12 protein-coding genes are annotated in these 13,918 nt (G+C 72.9%); 5 read left to right on the top strand and 7 right to left on the bottom strand.

The window, feature by feature from the left end; genetic code table 11:
• Nucleotides 1–13: 13 nt before the first annotated feature.
• Nucleotides 14–811: a 3'(2'),5'-bisphosphate nucleotidase CysQ gene (cysQ, locus tag E4T13_RS12420; protein WP_137178618.1), complete on the bottom strand. Its 798-nt coding sequence runs from the start codon at nucleotides 809–811 to the stop codon at nucleotides 14–16.
• Nucleotides 812–987: 176 nt separating this feature from the next.
• On the opposite strand from cysQ, the gene cysN reads away from it, so the two are divergent.
• The 4 genes from cysN (at nucleotide 988) to E4T13_RS12400 (ending at nucleotide 4,808) form a co-directional block, all read left to right on the top strand.
• Nucleotides 988–2,868 (top strand): sulfate adenylyltransferase subunit CysN, encoded by a 1,881-nt coding sequence (gene cysN, locus E4T13_RS12415; RefSeq protein ID WP_137178617.1) that lies wholly within the window; start codon nucleotides 988–990, stop codon nucleotides 2,866–2,868.
• A gap of 22 nt (nucleotides 2,869–2,890) precedes the next feature.
• Complete coding sequence (locus tag E4T13_RS12410) at nucleotides 2,891–3,673, top strand: sulfotransferase family 2 domain-containing protein (protein WP_170984968.1); 783 nt, start codon at nucleotides 2,891–2,893, stop codon at nucleotides 3,671–3,673.
• A complete protein-coding gene (locus E4T13_RS12405; protein WP_137178615.1) occupies nucleotides 3,670–4,500 on the top strand; it encodes a sulfotransferase family 2 domain-containing protein in 831 nt (276 codons plus the stop codon). The genes E4T13_RS12410 and E4T13_RS12405 overlap by 4 nt, the downstream gene beginning before the upstream one ends.
• Before the next feature lie 65 nt (nucleotides 4,501–4,565).
• Complete coding sequence (locus E4T13_RS12400) at nucleotides 4,566–4,808, top strand: DUF3126 family protein (RefSeq protein WP_137178614.1); 243 nt, start codon at nucleotides 4,566–4,568, stop codon at nucleotides 4,806–4,808.
• Between the two features lie 42 nt (nucleotides 4,809–4,850).
• On the opposite strand, the gene E4T13_RS12395 is transcribed toward E4T13_RS12400, so the two are convergent.
• The 6 genes from E4T13_RS12395 to E4T13_RS12370 form a co-directional block, all read right to left on the bottom strand.
• Nucleotides 4,851–6,143: a DUF3618 domain-containing protein gene (locus tag E4T13_RS12395; RefSeq protein WP_137178613.1), complete on the bottom strand. Its 1,293-nt coding sequence runs from the start codon at nucleotides 6,141–6,143 to the stop codon at nucleotides 4,851–4,853.
• Nucleotides 6,140–6,598, bottom strand: coding sequence for a phage holin family protein (locus tag E4T13_RS12390; RefSeq protein ID WP_137178612.1), 459 nt, complete (start codon nucleotides 6,596–6,598; stop codon nucleotides 6,140–6,142). Before E4T13_RS12390 ends, E4T13_RS12395 begins: the two co-directional genes overlap by 4 nt.
• 13 nt (nucleotides 6,599–6,611) lie before the next feature.
• The gene (locus tag E4T13_RS12385) at nucleotides 6,612–7,286 is read right to left on the bottom strand and encodes a hypothetical protein (protein ID WP_137178611.1); all 675 of its coding nucleotides are present in this window, start codon (nucleotides 7,284–7,286) and stop codon (nucleotides 6,612–6,614) included.
• Nucleotides 7,287–7,398: 112 nt separating this feature from the next.
• Nucleotides 7,399–9,240 carry a DUF6212 domain-containing protein gene (locus E4T13_RS12380; protein ID WP_137178610.1) on the bottom strand — a complete coding sequence of 614 codons (1,842 nt, stop codon included), beginning with the start codon at nucleotides 9,238–9,240 and terminating at the stop codon, nucleotides 7,399–7,401.
• A complete protein-coding gene (locus E4T13_RS12375; RefSeq protein ID WP_137178609.1) occupies nucleotides 9,237–10,379 on the bottom strand; it encodes a glycosyltransferase in 1,143 nt (380 codons plus the stop codon). The genes E4T13_RS12380 and E4T13_RS12375 overlap by 4 nt, the downstream gene beginning before the upstream one ends.
• Nucleotides 10,376–12,673: a glycosyltransferase gene (locus tag E4T13_RS12370; RefSeq protein WP_170984967.1), complete on the bottom strand. Its 2,298-nt coding sequence runs from the start codon at nucleotides 12,671–12,673 to the stop codon at nucleotides 10,376–10,378. The genes E4T13_RS12375 and E4T13_RS12370 overlap by 4 nt, the downstream gene beginning before the upstream one ends.
• A 274-nt stretch (nucleotides 12,674–12,947) precedes the next feature.
• Between E4T13_RS12370 and rpsB the strand changes: the two genes are divergently transcribed.
• Complete coding sequence (gene rpsB, locus E4T13_RS12365) at nucleotides 12,948–13,742, top strand: 30S ribosomal protein S2 (RefSeq protein ID WP_137178607.1); 795 nt, start codon at nucleotides 12,948–12,950, stop codon at nucleotides 13,740–13,742.
• Nucleotides 13,743–13,918 lie beyond the last annotated feature (176 nt).

Below are 13,918 nucleotides of genomic sequence, written 5' to 3'. Positions count from 1 at the left end.
TCAACCGGCGCGCTCAGGCCGCTGGCGGCGCACCCCAGGCGACGAAGGGGCCGTTGCGGAAGCCCGCCGCCGCCTTCCCGTATTGGAAGGGTGCGCCCTCCGGCGTCGCCACGCTGCCGCCGGCGGCTTCCAGCACCGCCTGGCCGGCCGCCGTGTCCCATTCCATGGTCGGCGCGAGGCGCGGATAGACATCCGCCTCGCCCTCCGCGACCAGGCAGAACTTCAGGGAGGAACCGATCGAGCGGCGGTCCCCGACCGGCAGCGCGGTCAGGAAGGCCTCGGTGTCCTTGTCGAGATGCGAGCGGCTGGCGACGGCAACCAGTGCCTTCGCAGGGCGGGCGCGGGCGCGGATCGGCACCCAGGCGATCCGCGCGGGGTCCGCCCCCGGCGCCAGCGCCCCGGCTGCTGCGCCTTGCCCCGCCGCGCCGCGCCAGATGCGCCCGAGCGCCGGCGCATAGACCACGCCGCAGACCGGCCGTCCGTCCTTCACCAGCGCGATGTTGACAGTGAACTCGCCGGAGGGGCCGAGGAACTCCCTGGTGCCGTCCAGCGGGTCCACCAGCAGGAAGGGCACGCCCGCCGGCGGGTCCACCCGTGCTGCGTCCTCCTCCGAGACCACGGGGACGGAAGGCGCGGCACTGGCCAGGCCGGCGGCGATGATCGCCTCGGCCGCCAGGTCGGCTTCGGTCAGCGGGGTGCCGTCGCCCTTGGCGGTGACCTCGTGCGGCCGGCTGCGGATCTCGACGATGCGCGTGCCTGCCGCGGCGGCGATGGAGACCAGGTCCGGCAGCAGGGCGGCGGGATCGGGCATGTCTCGGCGGATTCCTTGACGCTGGGGGGCCATCGGGCCGGGCCGGGCGGCCATCTTGCGGCCGCGTGGTCCGGTATGGGATAGCCGCATTGCGCAAAGGTTGCACCCCGCCGGGCGCGGCGCCCTTTTTCTTGCGGCGGCGGCGGACCCGAGACCAGGTCGAGGACTGCGTCACGATGGATCAACTTCCCCTTGGGCAGCCCTCCGGCGCCCAGGCGGCTCGCGGCCTGCTTCGGTTCCTCACCTGCGGGTCGGTGGATGACGGCAAGTCCACGCTGATCGGCCGGCTGCTCTACGACAGCCGCCTGATCATGGAGGACACCCTCGCCACCATCGAGAAGGACAGCCGCAAGCACGGCACCACCGGCGATGATGTGGACCTCGCCTTGCTGGTGGACGGGCTGGAGGCCGAGCGGCAGCAGGGCATCACCATCGACGTCGCCTATCGCTTCTTCGGCACGCCGAAGCGCAGCTTCATCGTCGCCGACACGCCCGGCCACGAGCAATACACCCGCAACATGGCGACCGGTGCCTCCAACTCCGACCTTGCCATCATCCTCTGCGACGCGCGCAAGGGCGTGCTGACCCAGACAAGGCGGCATACCTACATCTGCTCGCTGCTCGGCATCCGCCATGTCGTGCTGGCGGTGAACAAGATGGACCTCGCGAACTGGGACGAGGCGACCTTCGACCGCATCGTCGGCGACTGGGCGATCTTTGCCGCGGGGCTGGGCTTCACCACGCTCACCCCTGTGCCGGTCTCCGCCCGTTTCGGCGACAACGTGACGCAGAAGAGCGGGAACACGCCTTGGTATCGTGGCCCGACGCTGCTCGCGCATCTCGAGGCCGTGGATGTGGAGCATGGCGCGGAGGACAAGCCCTTCCGCTTCCCCGTGCAATGGGTGAACCGCCCGAACCTGGATTTCCGCGGCTTCTCCGGCACCGTCGCCTCCGGCCGCATCGCGGTGGGCGACGGGGTCGTGGTGGCGGCATCCGGCCGGCAGAGCCGCGTGGCGCGCATCCTCGGCCCCGATGCCGAGCAGGAGATCGCTTCCGCCGGGGAGGCGGTGACGATCTGCCTGGCCGACGAGGTGGATGTCGCGCGCGGCGACGTGCTCGCGCCGCTCGCCGACCGGCCGGAGGTGGTGGACCAGTTCGCCGCCCATCTTCTGTGGATGGACGAGGAGGCGCTGCTGCCGGGCCGGCAGTATCTCGCGCGCTTCGGCAATCTCTGGACCAGCGCCTCGGTCACCGCCATCAAGCACAAGGTGGACGTGAACACGCTGGAGCAGCAGCCGGCGAAGAAGCTGGCCTTCAACGAGATCGCGGTGTGCAACCTGGCGCTCTCCCAACGGGTGCCGCTCGATCCCTATGCCGAGAACCGCGCCACCGGTGCCTTCATCCTGGTGGACCGCTTCACCAACCGCACCGCGGGCGCCGGCATGGTGGATTTCGCGCTGCGCCGCGCCACCAACATCCACACCGAGGAATTCCTGGTGGACAAGGCGGCGCGCGCCGCACTGGATCATCAGAAGCCGCTGATCCTGTGGTTCACCGGCCTGTCGGGCTCGGGCAAGTCCACCATCGCCAAGCTGGTGGAGAAGGCGCTGTTCGCGGAAGGCCGGCACACCTACACGCTGGACGGCGACAACCTCCGCCACGGGCTCAACCGCGACCTCGGCTTCACCGACCAGGACCGGGTGGAGAACATTCGCCGCGTCGGCGAGGTGGCGAAGCTTTTCGTGGATGCGGGGCTGATCGTGCTGTGCAGCTTCATCTCGCCCTTTCGCGCGGAACGCCGCATGGTGCGGGAGTTGATGCAGCCGGGCGAGTTCGTGGAGGTCTTCGTGGACACCCCGATCGAGGAGTGCATGAAGCGCGACCCGAAGGGCCTCTACGCCAAGGCCATGCGCGGCGCGATCAGCAACTTCACCGGCGTGTCCTCTCCCTATGAGGCGCCGGAGAAGCCGGAACTCACGATAGACACCGTCGGCCGCTCGCCCGAGCAATCGGCCGAGCTGGTGCTCGCGCATGTCCGGCGCCTCCTCGACGGCTGAGGCGCAGCCGCCCCCGGGGCCGATGCGGCTGCTCTTCGAAGGCAGCTTCAACGCCTATTTCCGCGCCGCGGCGCCGGGGCAGGGGCTGGTGCTGTTCGTGCACGTGCCGAAGACCGCCGGCACCTCGCTCCGGCGGGAGATCGCGGCGCTGCGCCAGCCCGACGTCAACATCGTCGTGGATTATGCCGACACCGCGCGCAGCTTCCATGAGCGCATGGACCAGTCGGTCGAGCGCTTCCTGGCGCGTGCGGCGGAGAAGCCGGTGCGCTTCGCCTCCGGCCACATCTTCGCCCGCCATGTCGCGCGCATCCGCGCGGCGATGCCGGATACGCGGGTGGTGACCTTCCTGCGCGACCCGGTCAGCCGCGTCGTCTCCGACTTCCGCTACCAGGGATCGGAGCGGCATCCGCTGCATGCGGAGTTCCGCGCGCGCGTGCCGGATCTCGATGCCTATCTCGCATTGGAATCCGAGCGCAACAAGATGGCGGAGCACCTGGTGCCGCGGGAGATCCGTGCCGACGGCGATCCCGCCGCCTGCGTCGCGCATCTGCTCGGCACCTACGACTTCATCGGCGTGCAGGAGCTCTATCCGCTCGGCTTCCGCACCTTGACGACGATGCTTGGTGCGCCAGCCTGGCCGACGCTGCGCGAGAATGTCGGCGCGACGGAGGAAGCTGAGCAGGGCGTGTCGCCGGATATGGCCGCGCGGATCCGCGCCGCCAATCCGCTCGACGTCGCGCTGTACCAGGCGGTGGCGCCACGCTGGCAGCGCCTGCGCGAGGCGCTGGCGAAGCGCCTGGCATGAGCCACGCCGGGCTGCTGCTCGATGGCTGTTTCGAGGCATGGCTCACACCACGCCCGGCGCCGCCGCTCTGGCTGTTCGTGCATGTGCCGAAGACCGCCGGCAGTTCGCTGGCGGCCGACCTTGCCGCACTCATCCCGCCCTATCGCAGCATCCATATCGACCATCTCGACCGCGCGCGGCCGGCGCCGGAACGCTACGATGATGCGACCGAGGCCTTCATCGCAGCCCAGCGCGACGCACCCTGTCGCATCGCCTCGGGCCATGTGCAGCACCGCCATGTGCAGCGCATCCAGGATGCGCTGCCGGGGACCGCGCTGTTCACCATGCTGCGCGAGCCCGTGGCGCGACTGGTCTCCGACTATCTCTACCAGCGCTCGCCGATGCATCCGCTGGCGGCGGAGGTGCGGACGCGCATCCCGAACTTCGCCGCCTTCGTGGAGCTGAAGGGCCAGCGCAACCGCATCGCGCGCCACCTGCTGCCGCCGCGCGTCGTGCAGGAGGCGGACGTTGCCGCGGGGCTCGCCATGCTGCGCGCGCGCTATGCGTTCATCGGCGTGCAGGAGCGTTACGCGCTGGGTTATCGCGCGCTGACCACGCTGCTGGCCGGCGCGCCGTCGCTGCCGGCCGCGCGCAAGCGGGTGAATGACGGCGCGGTGGCGGAGAAGGCCGAGGTAGTGCGTGCACTGGAAGACCAGGCGCTGCGCGACCGCATCGCCGCGCTCAACGCCTTCGACCTTGGCATCCACAAGGCGATCGCCGCGGAATGGGATGCGATAGCCGGGCCGCTCGATGCGTTCCTCGGAAGCCGCTCCGCGGCGGCGGGGTGAGCGGCAGGCTCGACCACCGCGCGCGGACGGTGCATAGCAGCCCGCGACAGACGGAGTGCCGACGCATGACGCCAACCGACATCGCCCGCGTGCAGACCTATCTGCGGCGCATCCTTGGATCCGAGCGGATCACGCTCGTCCCGCCGGCGCGCAAGGGCATGTCGGTGGAGGTGATGGTGCAGGACGAGGTGATCGGCACCGTCCATCGCGACGACGAAGAGGGCGAGGTCTCCTACGCCGTGCACATCACCGTGCTCGAGGAAGACCTCCCGCCGGCGCCGGCTGCGGCCGCGCCGAAACGCAAGTAGCGGTTTCCCTCCCCCGCCCTGCGGGGGAGGGACGCCACGGGGTCAGACTGGCCCGATGCGGGGGCCGCCACTGGGGCCCGTGCTGGTGCCGGTGGTCCGGCCAGGCGGATTGCCGGTGCCGGTTCCGACGCCCGTCCCGGGTGTGGCCGTCTTGTCGGTGCCGGGCGTCGTCGCGGTGCCGGTGCCGGATGCGGCAGGCTTCTCGCCACGCCGTTCGGAACCGTCCTTCTCAGCCTGGTCGATCTCCGCGCGCGCCGCGCTGCCGACATCCTGCGCCGTGCGCTCCACCGTCTCGCGGAGGTCGCGGGCGACCTCGCCAAGGGCCTGGGCGCCGCCGCGGACGCGCTCCTGCGCATCGCCGAGGTGTTCGCCAGCCGTCTCCTTCGCCTTGTCATAGGCCTCGCCGGCCATGGCGGAGAGCCGGTCCGCCACGCGGTCGCGGCTCTCGCCCATCAGGCGATCCTCGGCCGTGCTGGAAGGCAGCAGCGCGCCGATGGCCGCACCGATGGCCAGGCCGAAGGCGCCGAGCAGCAGCGGCTGCTCCTCGACGGTCTCGGCGAGGCGCCGTCCGGTTCGGTCGCCCATGCGGTATGCACCGCGGCCAAGCCCGGAGGCCGTGTCCGCCGCGGCGCTCCAGCCGCGCCGGGCGCCGCCCGCGACGCGCCGACCCGCATATCCCGCGCCGGAGGCCGCCGAGTTTGCTGCGCCCGTCGCGCTGTCCCAGACCTGCTCGGCGGCGCCGGAGACGCTGTCCCAGGCACTGCTCGCCGCCTGGCCGGCGCGCTCCGCCATGCTGCCGGCGCGATCGCGCAGGTCATGCGCGGTCTCCCCGGCGCTGCGACGCATCTGCGACGCACGCTCGCCGATCCCGGCCGCAGCGTCATGCGTGGCAGTGCCGAAGGCGGATGACTCGCTGGTTCCCCTGGCTGCGTCGCCGGCATAGGCCTCCGGCGGATAGCTCTCGCCGGGATAGGCGCCGTAGCCGATCGGCGGCGCGTCCTCATAGGGGTCGTGCTCGCGCCAGCGACGATGCGCCCGCCCCTCGCCGCGACCGCCCATCGCCAGCCAGCCGATGCCTGCCGCGATCAGCACCACCGGAACCGGATTGTCGCGCAGCGTGCCGCCGAGATTGTCGAGGAACTGGCGGCCACCGGAGCCGCGCAGCCACTCCATGCCCTGCTCGGCGAGCGTGCCCGGCGAAACGCGGTCCTTCAGCTCCTCGACCGTGCCGGTCAGGCGCGCGCGGGTCTGCTCGACCTCGCGCTCGATCTCCGCGGCGGAACGGTCGCCGGGATTGGTCGTGCCCATGCCCTGTGTGTTGCTCGTCGTGCTCATCCCACCTGTTCCTTCGCTGCCTGGGCATCGCGCGAGAGCTGCTCGGCAGTGCGATGCGGGGTGAGGTTGGTCGCCTTCAGCTTCGACATGCCGCTGCGGATCAGCGCGTAGCCGATCAGGGCGGCCAGGACGCCGACGATCAGCAGGCTCCATCCGGCTGCGATGGCCAGCCAGGCGGAAAGCCCGGCGGCGGCGGCCATCAGCAGAAGAATGAGCCCGGCAAAGGCGAGGCCGGCGCCGCCGGCCATGCCGGGGATGGCGCCGCCGGCGTCGGAGACCTTCTCGCTCATCTCCGCGCGGGCGAGCTGGATCTCCTTGCGGAACAGCAGCGAGAGCTGCGTGAGCATGTCGCCCAGCAATTCCGGCACGCTGCGCGAGTCATGCAGCCGCGCATCGTCGTTCACCGCGCGGGTCGGCTTCGGTGGCACCCGGTCGGGGTCGTACTGCGTTGACATGGCGGCCTCCCTCTCAGATGCGGTCGCGGTTCTGCGGGCCGGTGACGGACTCGCCCGGCTGCGCCGCGACGAGCGTCGCCGTGCCTTCCGGCTTCTCCGCGGTCACGCCGGAATCGCCAGGCGCCGCGGCGACCAGCGGGCCGTTGCCGCCGACATGGCCGTAATGGCGCATCGGCCCGCTCTCCGGCGTGATGCCCGGCTGCATGCGGCCATGCGTCGTCTCGTGATGGTGATCCGCGGAAGCCCGCGCGAAGCGGGCGAGCGCGAATCCTGCCAGCGTCGCGACGCCGAAGAAGGCCAGTGGCTGGCGGCGCGCGAAATCCTCCGCCGTGCGCAGCAGGTCGCGCGGGCTGCGCTCGCGCAGCGCGCGCGCCATGCCATCCACGCGGCCGGCGGCGTCGTGGATGGTGCGCGCCAATTCGGGGCTTTCCTTCTCCAGCTCGTCAGCCGCGCGATGGATCGCGCGCGCCACGCCGCCGACCTGGCGGGCGCCCTGCTTCACGCCCTGCTCCGCGGCCTCGCTGGCGCGCGCCTTGGCGGTTTCCAGGACAGCCGCCCCTTCCTCCTTCACCGTGCGGGCCGCCGCGCTGGCTTCCGCTGCGATGCTGGAGGCCGCTTCGCTGGCCGTCGTGCGGAGATCCTCCGTCGGGCGCTCCGCCTTCGTCCTTGGGTCGTTCCGATCGCTCATGCCGTCGGCGCTCCTCGTCTGGTTGCGAGCTGCGCCGTCCTGGCGGCGGCGCATCATCGCGACCTCAACGATGCGCCGGCACTTCCGTTCCGGCGTGCGGCGACCTGCGCGATCAGGCCGTGCGGCCGGCCTCGCGCGCGAGGGCAACCGCCTCGGCAACCCGGCCGGCAAGCGTGGCCCAGCGCGCGGTATCCGGTGCATCCAGCCGTGCCGCACGGCTCGCGCGACCGGCGACCTCGGGCAGCACGTCCATGAGAGCGGCGATCAAGGCGCGGTCATGAGGCGTGGTGAGCGCGGCGAGCGCGGTCGCGGTCGCCTCGGTCTCAAGCCGCCAGAACGGGCCATGCGGGTCCTTCCCGCCCTGCGGCCAGGAATCGAACATGGGTGGCCAGCCCCGCGCCTGGCGGAACTCGAGGCCGGCGACGCCCCGGCGCTCGAACAGCTTCAGGCGCACCTGGCGCCACAGCCCGCCGGGCGAGACCAGCCCGGCGATCGCCACATCCATGTGGCGATAGGTCGAGCCGGCCTTGTCGAGATGCTGGTTGAGGCGGAACTCCTGGAAGCCCGTCGCGCCTGCCGGCAGGAAGGGCGTGGCCGCGACGGCAGCGCGCGCGCCGCCGCGCCCGCTGGCCACGGCATCCGGCGGCGGCGCGGGCGGCGCAGGCTGCCAGGCCGGCAGGACAGGGCCGGGCGGCACCATCACGGCATGGCGGCGACGTCCGCCCTCCTGCTCCGCCGCCGGCGCCATCCGCTTCTCGCCGGCGGCACCGGCGAGCAGCGCCAGGCTCTCGATTTCCAGCAGCACGGGCCGTGCGCCGCTCTGCCGCAGCGCGAGTCGCGGCACCACCATGCCGCCGGCGGGCAGCGGCAGCGCCAGTTCCGTGCGCATGCCGAGCGGCCGCCAGCCGGTGGTCGCCGCGCCGGTGCCGAGCGCGACCTCGACCGACGCGCCGTCCGGCTCGCGCCGGAGCAAGGCCAGGCGCAGCAGGTCGGCGGGGCCGACCGGCACCGCGGGCAGGTCGAGCGTCATGGTGCCTTCCGCCGGCAATTCGATCGCCAGCCGCGGAATGTCCTCGCCGAGGGCGACCAGCTCGGCCCGCCCGCCGGTGGGCACCGCCTCCGCCAGCAGGGGGGCGGGGAAGGGCAGGGGCAGGATCGGCCGGGCGGCGCCGAGCGCGGCCCAGTCGAAGTGGCGCGGCAGCACCGACCAGCCGGGTCCGGCGGTCCAGAGCCGCAGCGCCAGCCCCGCCTGCGGCTCGCCGGAGCAGAGGGAGAGCAGCGGCGGCACCTCCGCGCCATCCGCGACAACCTCCAGCAGTGCCTCGTCGGCCAGCTCAGGTGCGGGCTCCGGCAGATCGAGGGCGAGCCAGCCGGACGGGCGCGCCGCTTCGGGAACCCGCCAGCTTCCGACCACCCGTTCGCCCGCCACCAGGCGCAGATGCAGCGTGCCCCGGCCGGGCGCGGCGAGGTGGAGTTCCAGCGTGCAGAGTCCGGTCGCGGGGCGGCCGAGCGGCTGGCTTGCCGGCGCCGCAACGGCCGCGCCGCCGATCGGCGGCAGGTCGAGCGCCAGGGCCGGCCGCGGCGTCGCGCTGCCGAGCGCGCGGCGGAGCAGCCTGGCCTCGGCCTCGGCCGCGTCGCGCCCGGCCTGCGCCGCCTGCAGCACTTCGGCCAGCAGCGCCGGCAGCATGGCGGGGTCGTCCAGCACCGGAAGACCCTCGGGCAGCAGGGGCAGCAGTTCCGCGGCGGCGAGTTCGGGCGCCAGCAGCGCAAGCAGCGGCAGGTCGGGCGGCAGCGCCACGCTGCGGTCCGGCGGGCAATCGGCGCGCGTCAGCACGCCGTCCCGCGGCGTCAGGACCAGCAGCGGGTGCAGCGGCGGCAGCGCGATCCCGGGGGCCGCTACCAGCGCCGGCGCACCGGCCTCGATCTCCGCCAGCTCGGCGGTGCCGATCCTCATGCCAATCCTCCCCCGGCCTTGAGCACGGCGCCGCGCAGCAGCCCGAGCGCCTGATCCACGACCCCCGCCCAGTGGCGTCCGGCGGCGAGGCGCGCCGCCGCGGCGGCCAGGGCTTCGGCGCGAGCCGGATCGCCCAGCAGCGCGGCGGCCGCCACCGCCATGCCCGCCGCGTCCGACGTGTCCGCAATGCTGGCGACACGTGGTGCCTCCTCGCCGAAAGCCTCGAGCGCAGCCGGCGTCGCGGCGACGGGACAGCCATTCGCGGCGGCCTCCAGGAACACCAGCGGCGCACCCTCCAGGCGCGAGGGCAGTAGCAGAGCATCGGCGGCCAGGTACCAAGGGGCGGGATCGGCGAGCTGGCCGAGCAGCCGCAGCCGACCGGCGCCATCTTCGGCGGCGGCGCGGTCCAGCAGCTCCCGCAACGGTCCTTCTCCGGCGATGGCGATGGTCGCCTTCAGCCGCGCCGCGATGCCAGGCAGCAGCTCCGCCCCTTTCGCCTTCTCCAGCCGCCCGACGAAAAGCAGCAGCCGTGCCGAGGCATCGAGGCCGAGCGCGGCGCGGAGCGTCCGCCGCGTGGCGGCGCGGTCCGCCGCGACCGGCCGCGGCGCGGGGTTCGGCAGCACCGCGACGGTGCTTGGCGCCAGCCCCCAGGCCAGTGCCGCGCGTCGGGCGACCGGCGACGAGACGGCGGCGACCATGGCGCCATCGAGCCCGAGCGACGGCACGGCCTCCGGCGGCTCCGCTTCCGGCGCCAGGTGCAGCAGGACCAGGCGCGGCACGCTCGCCTTGGCCAGCGCCGGGAGCAGGCCGCTGCCGGCGTCGGGCCAGGGCAGCGCGGCCAGCGCGGCATCGGGATGGAGGTCGTCGAGCAGCCGCCGCGTCTCTGCCGCCTGGCGAGCGGCGCGCTCCTCGGCCTGCTCGGCACCCTCCCAGGCGAGTTCGGCCGGGTGCAGCTCGGCGCCTTCGGGCTCCAGCGCGGCCAGGCCGGGCAGCAGCGCCGGCGCGGCGGCGATGTGAACGGCCATGCCGGTCCGTGCCTTCAGACGCGCCGCGAGCGTCGCGGTATGCCGCTCGGTCCCGCCGAGCCGGTTGGAGGGCAGCAGCAGGAGCAGCCGGTCGAGCCGCCGCGTCCCGATCATGCCGGCTGGGCGAGGACGGGCCGCGGCACGCCGCGCGCAAGCTGCATCAGCGCGCGCATCGCCCGTTCCAACTCGCGCGGGCCGAAATGCCGCCGCGCGAAAGCCTGCGCGGCAGCGCCCATGCGCGCGCGCAGCGCCGCATCCTCGATCAGCGCGGCAAGGCCCGCGATGAAGGCGCCCTGGTCCGGGGCGAGGACATAGGCCTCCCCGGCGCCGCCGGCGATGCCGTAGAGCGCCTCCGCGCTCAGCACGCAGGGCAGGCCATGGGCGAGGTATTCCACGGTCTTGATCTTGAGCCCGCCGCCGTAGAAGACCGGGTTAACGGCGATGTCGAGGCTGGCGAGGAAGGCGGAGCCGTCCTCCACCTCACCATGCGCGACGACGCCTTCGCGGCCTTCAGGCATGGTGGAGCAGACGCCGCCGGCCACATGCAGTTCTGCGCCCAGCGGCAGCACCGCCGGCCAGACCTGGTCCATCACCCAGCGCAGCCCGTCGCGGTTCATCGGGCTGTCCCCGCCGATGAAACCCACGCGCAGCCGCGCGCCTTGCGGGCTGCCCTTGGCGCGGGGCACCGCCGGCACGGTGTGCGGCGCGAGCAGCACGCGGCCCGGCAGCAGCGCCTCCAGCCAGCGCGCCTCCTCCGCCTGGATCGCCAGCACCGTGGCGAAGCCGCCGAGGATGCGCAGTTCCTCCGCCGTCGAGATGCGGACGAAGTGGATGCGGCCGAAGCGCTTGAAGTTCTGCGCCCGCACGGACATCACGTCATGCGTGTCCAGCACGGTCAGCGCGGGCAGGCCCTCGGCGTGCCGCAGATAGGACAGCATCAGGTATTCGACGATGACGGCCTGCGGCGGATGCTGCGCCAGATGCGCCTCGAAGGCGGCGAAGATGCTGCCGCTGAAGCGGCTGCGCTCATAGGGGGTGAGGTCGGCCGGCGGCTTGGCGGGCTGCGCGCCCCCGGCGACGAAGACGCGGCTGCGCGGGCCGAGGACGCGGCGCGCGGCCTGCCGCTCCTCGGCGGTCATCGGCGCGGTGAAGAACAGGTCGAGATTGGCCTCGGCGCGAGTCGCCGCGATCAGGGCGGTGATGCGCTGGTGGTTGCCGAGCTTGTTGCGCCAGAAGCGGACATCGGTGACCAGCAGAACGCGCGGCCGGTCGCGCAGGCGCGCCAGCGCGGGGCGGGAGGCGAGCAGGGCGCGTGCATCCAGCACCTCCCGCGCATAGCGTTCCGCCAGCGCCGCGGAGGCGGCGGCGACCTCCGCGCGGAAATCCGGCTCGGCGACGTAGCGGCGGACATAGGCGGCGACCTCCGCGGCGTCGGCCGCGGCGTGGAAGGCGGCTTCGGCAGGCAGGCCGGCGAAGGCCTCCGCGGTGCCGATCACGGGCCGCCCGCGCTCCAGGGCCTCCACCGTCTTGATCTTGAGTCCGGTGCCGCCCTCATGCGGGTTCACCACGAGGTCCGCCCGTCCATAGAGGTCGTCGGCATCGGCGACGGGGCCGATCGGGACCAGGCCGGGGCCGGGCTCCAGCGCGTTTGCCGCGCCGCCTGCGACCAGCACGGCGGCCCCCCCGGCGTCCAGCGCTTCGAGATCCAGCGCGCCGAGGAAGCGGCCGAGGGCGCGGGTGTTCATCGGGTTCGAACTGCCGATGTAGCCGATGGCGACCCGGCCATCGGGTTCGCGGGGCGGCAGCTTCGGCCGGCGCTCGGCCGGCAGGTGGCCGAGTGTCAGGATCGGCGCGCGGATGCGGGCCGAGAAATCCGTCGCATCCTCGGACTGGATGGCGAGCACCAGGTCGGCGCGGTCGAGGCCGCGATTCTCCTCCTGCTGCGTGGTGGCGAAGAAGCGGTTGGGCAGGCCGAGGGCGGCGAGCTTGGCGGCGCGGTCGGCGAAGACGTCGTGGGTGTCCAGCACCTTCACCACCTCCGGCGGGAAGGGCAGCAGGGCGGCGCTCATGAAGACGTAGTTGACCAGCACCATATCGAAGCCGGGCTCGCGCGCGGCGAGTTCGGCGAAGGCGCGCTCGGCCTCCGGCAGGATCCAGTCGTCCAGTGCGTTGAGGCCGCCGGGCAGGGTGCGGCGCTCGGCCGGGCGGTAATGCGGCACCGGGATCACCTCGTCCCAGGCGGCGCGCATGGCGGCGAGCCCGTCCTCCGTGACGGTCTCGCGCAGCAGCAGGCAGAGATGGATTGCATGCCCCCGCTCCTTCAGCGCGGTGAGAAGGGCATGGATGCGGGCGCGGTTGCCGGCATCCTGCGGGTGCGAGGGCGTGGGCGAAATCACGAGGATGCGCATCGCGCGGCAGGATAGCCGCGGCCCGGTCGCGGGGAAACCGAGGCGGGAACGCCGCCGCCCTTGCCTCGACGGACGACGTGGGGCATATGCGCGCGGTCGGCGCCGGGGGAAGACCCTGGCGGCGGCAAATCCGCACGCGGCGCACCCTTCCAGCCATACACGGCCAGAACGGGTCCGGTCCCCTGGGGTCTCGATGACTTCGGTCTCGATGACCACGGGGATGGCGCCGCGGAGGCCTAACCGGACCACTGGAAGAAGAAGGATTCCTCGCCCGATGGCGATGCCAGACGTCACCCTGCGCGGCCTGCTCGAGGCCGGCGTGCATTTCGGCCACCACACCCGCCGCTGGAACCCGCGGATGGCGCCGTACATCTTCGGCGTCCGCAACCAGGTGCACATCCTGGACCTGCAGCAGACGGTGCCGATGATGGACCGCGCGCTCCGCGCCATCCGCGACGTGGTCGCCGGCGGCGGCCGCGTGCTGATGGTCGGCACCAAGAAGGCCGCGGCCGACTACGTGGCCGAGAGCGCGCAGCGCTGCGGCCAGTACTACGTGAACCATCGCTGGCTGGGCGGCATGCTGACCAACTGGAAGACCATCCAGGGCAGCATCAAGCGCTTGAAGCAGATGGAGGAGCGCCTCGGCGGCGACATCCAGGGCCTCACCAAGAAGGAGGTCCTGATGCTGACGCGCGAGCGCGACAAGCTCGAGCGTGCGCTGGGCGGCATCAAGGACATGGGCGGCCTGCCGGACATCATCTTCGTCATCGACACGGTGAAGGAGAAGCTGGCGATCGAGGAGGCCAACAAGCTCGGCATCCCCGTGATCGCCGTGGTGGACAGCAACGCCGACCCCCAGGGCATCGCCTTCCCGATCCCGGGCAATGACGACGCGATCCGCGCCATCCACCTGTACTGCGACAGCGTCGCGGGCGCGGTGCTGGACGGTCTGGCCGGCGCGCTCTCCTCCTCCGGCGCCGATATCGGCGCGATGGAGGACCTGCCCCCCGAGGCGCTGCCGGAAGCGCCCCTCGAAGTCGCCCCGACCGACCAGCCGGCGGCGGAGTGAACTGACGCGTGGGGCGGCCGGCGCAAGCCGGCCGTCTCGCCGCCGGACCACACCGGCGGCACGCTTCGAATTGTGGTGCCGGGCGGCCGGCGCCAGCCGGCCGAGGCCGCGAATGCGGCCCGCCGCCGGTGCGGCGGAAGCCAAGCGGCCGGAGGCCGCGCCCGGCGTCTGAGGGC

This window comes from Roseomonas sp. AR75 (assembly GCF_005222815.1).
Classification (GTDB): domain Bacteria; phylum Pseudomonadota; class Alphaproteobacteria; order Acetobacterales; family Acetobacteraceae; genus Falsiroseomonas.
Note: the sequence above shows the minus strand (reverse complement) of the source record. Positions and strands in the feature narration are given on the sequence as shown.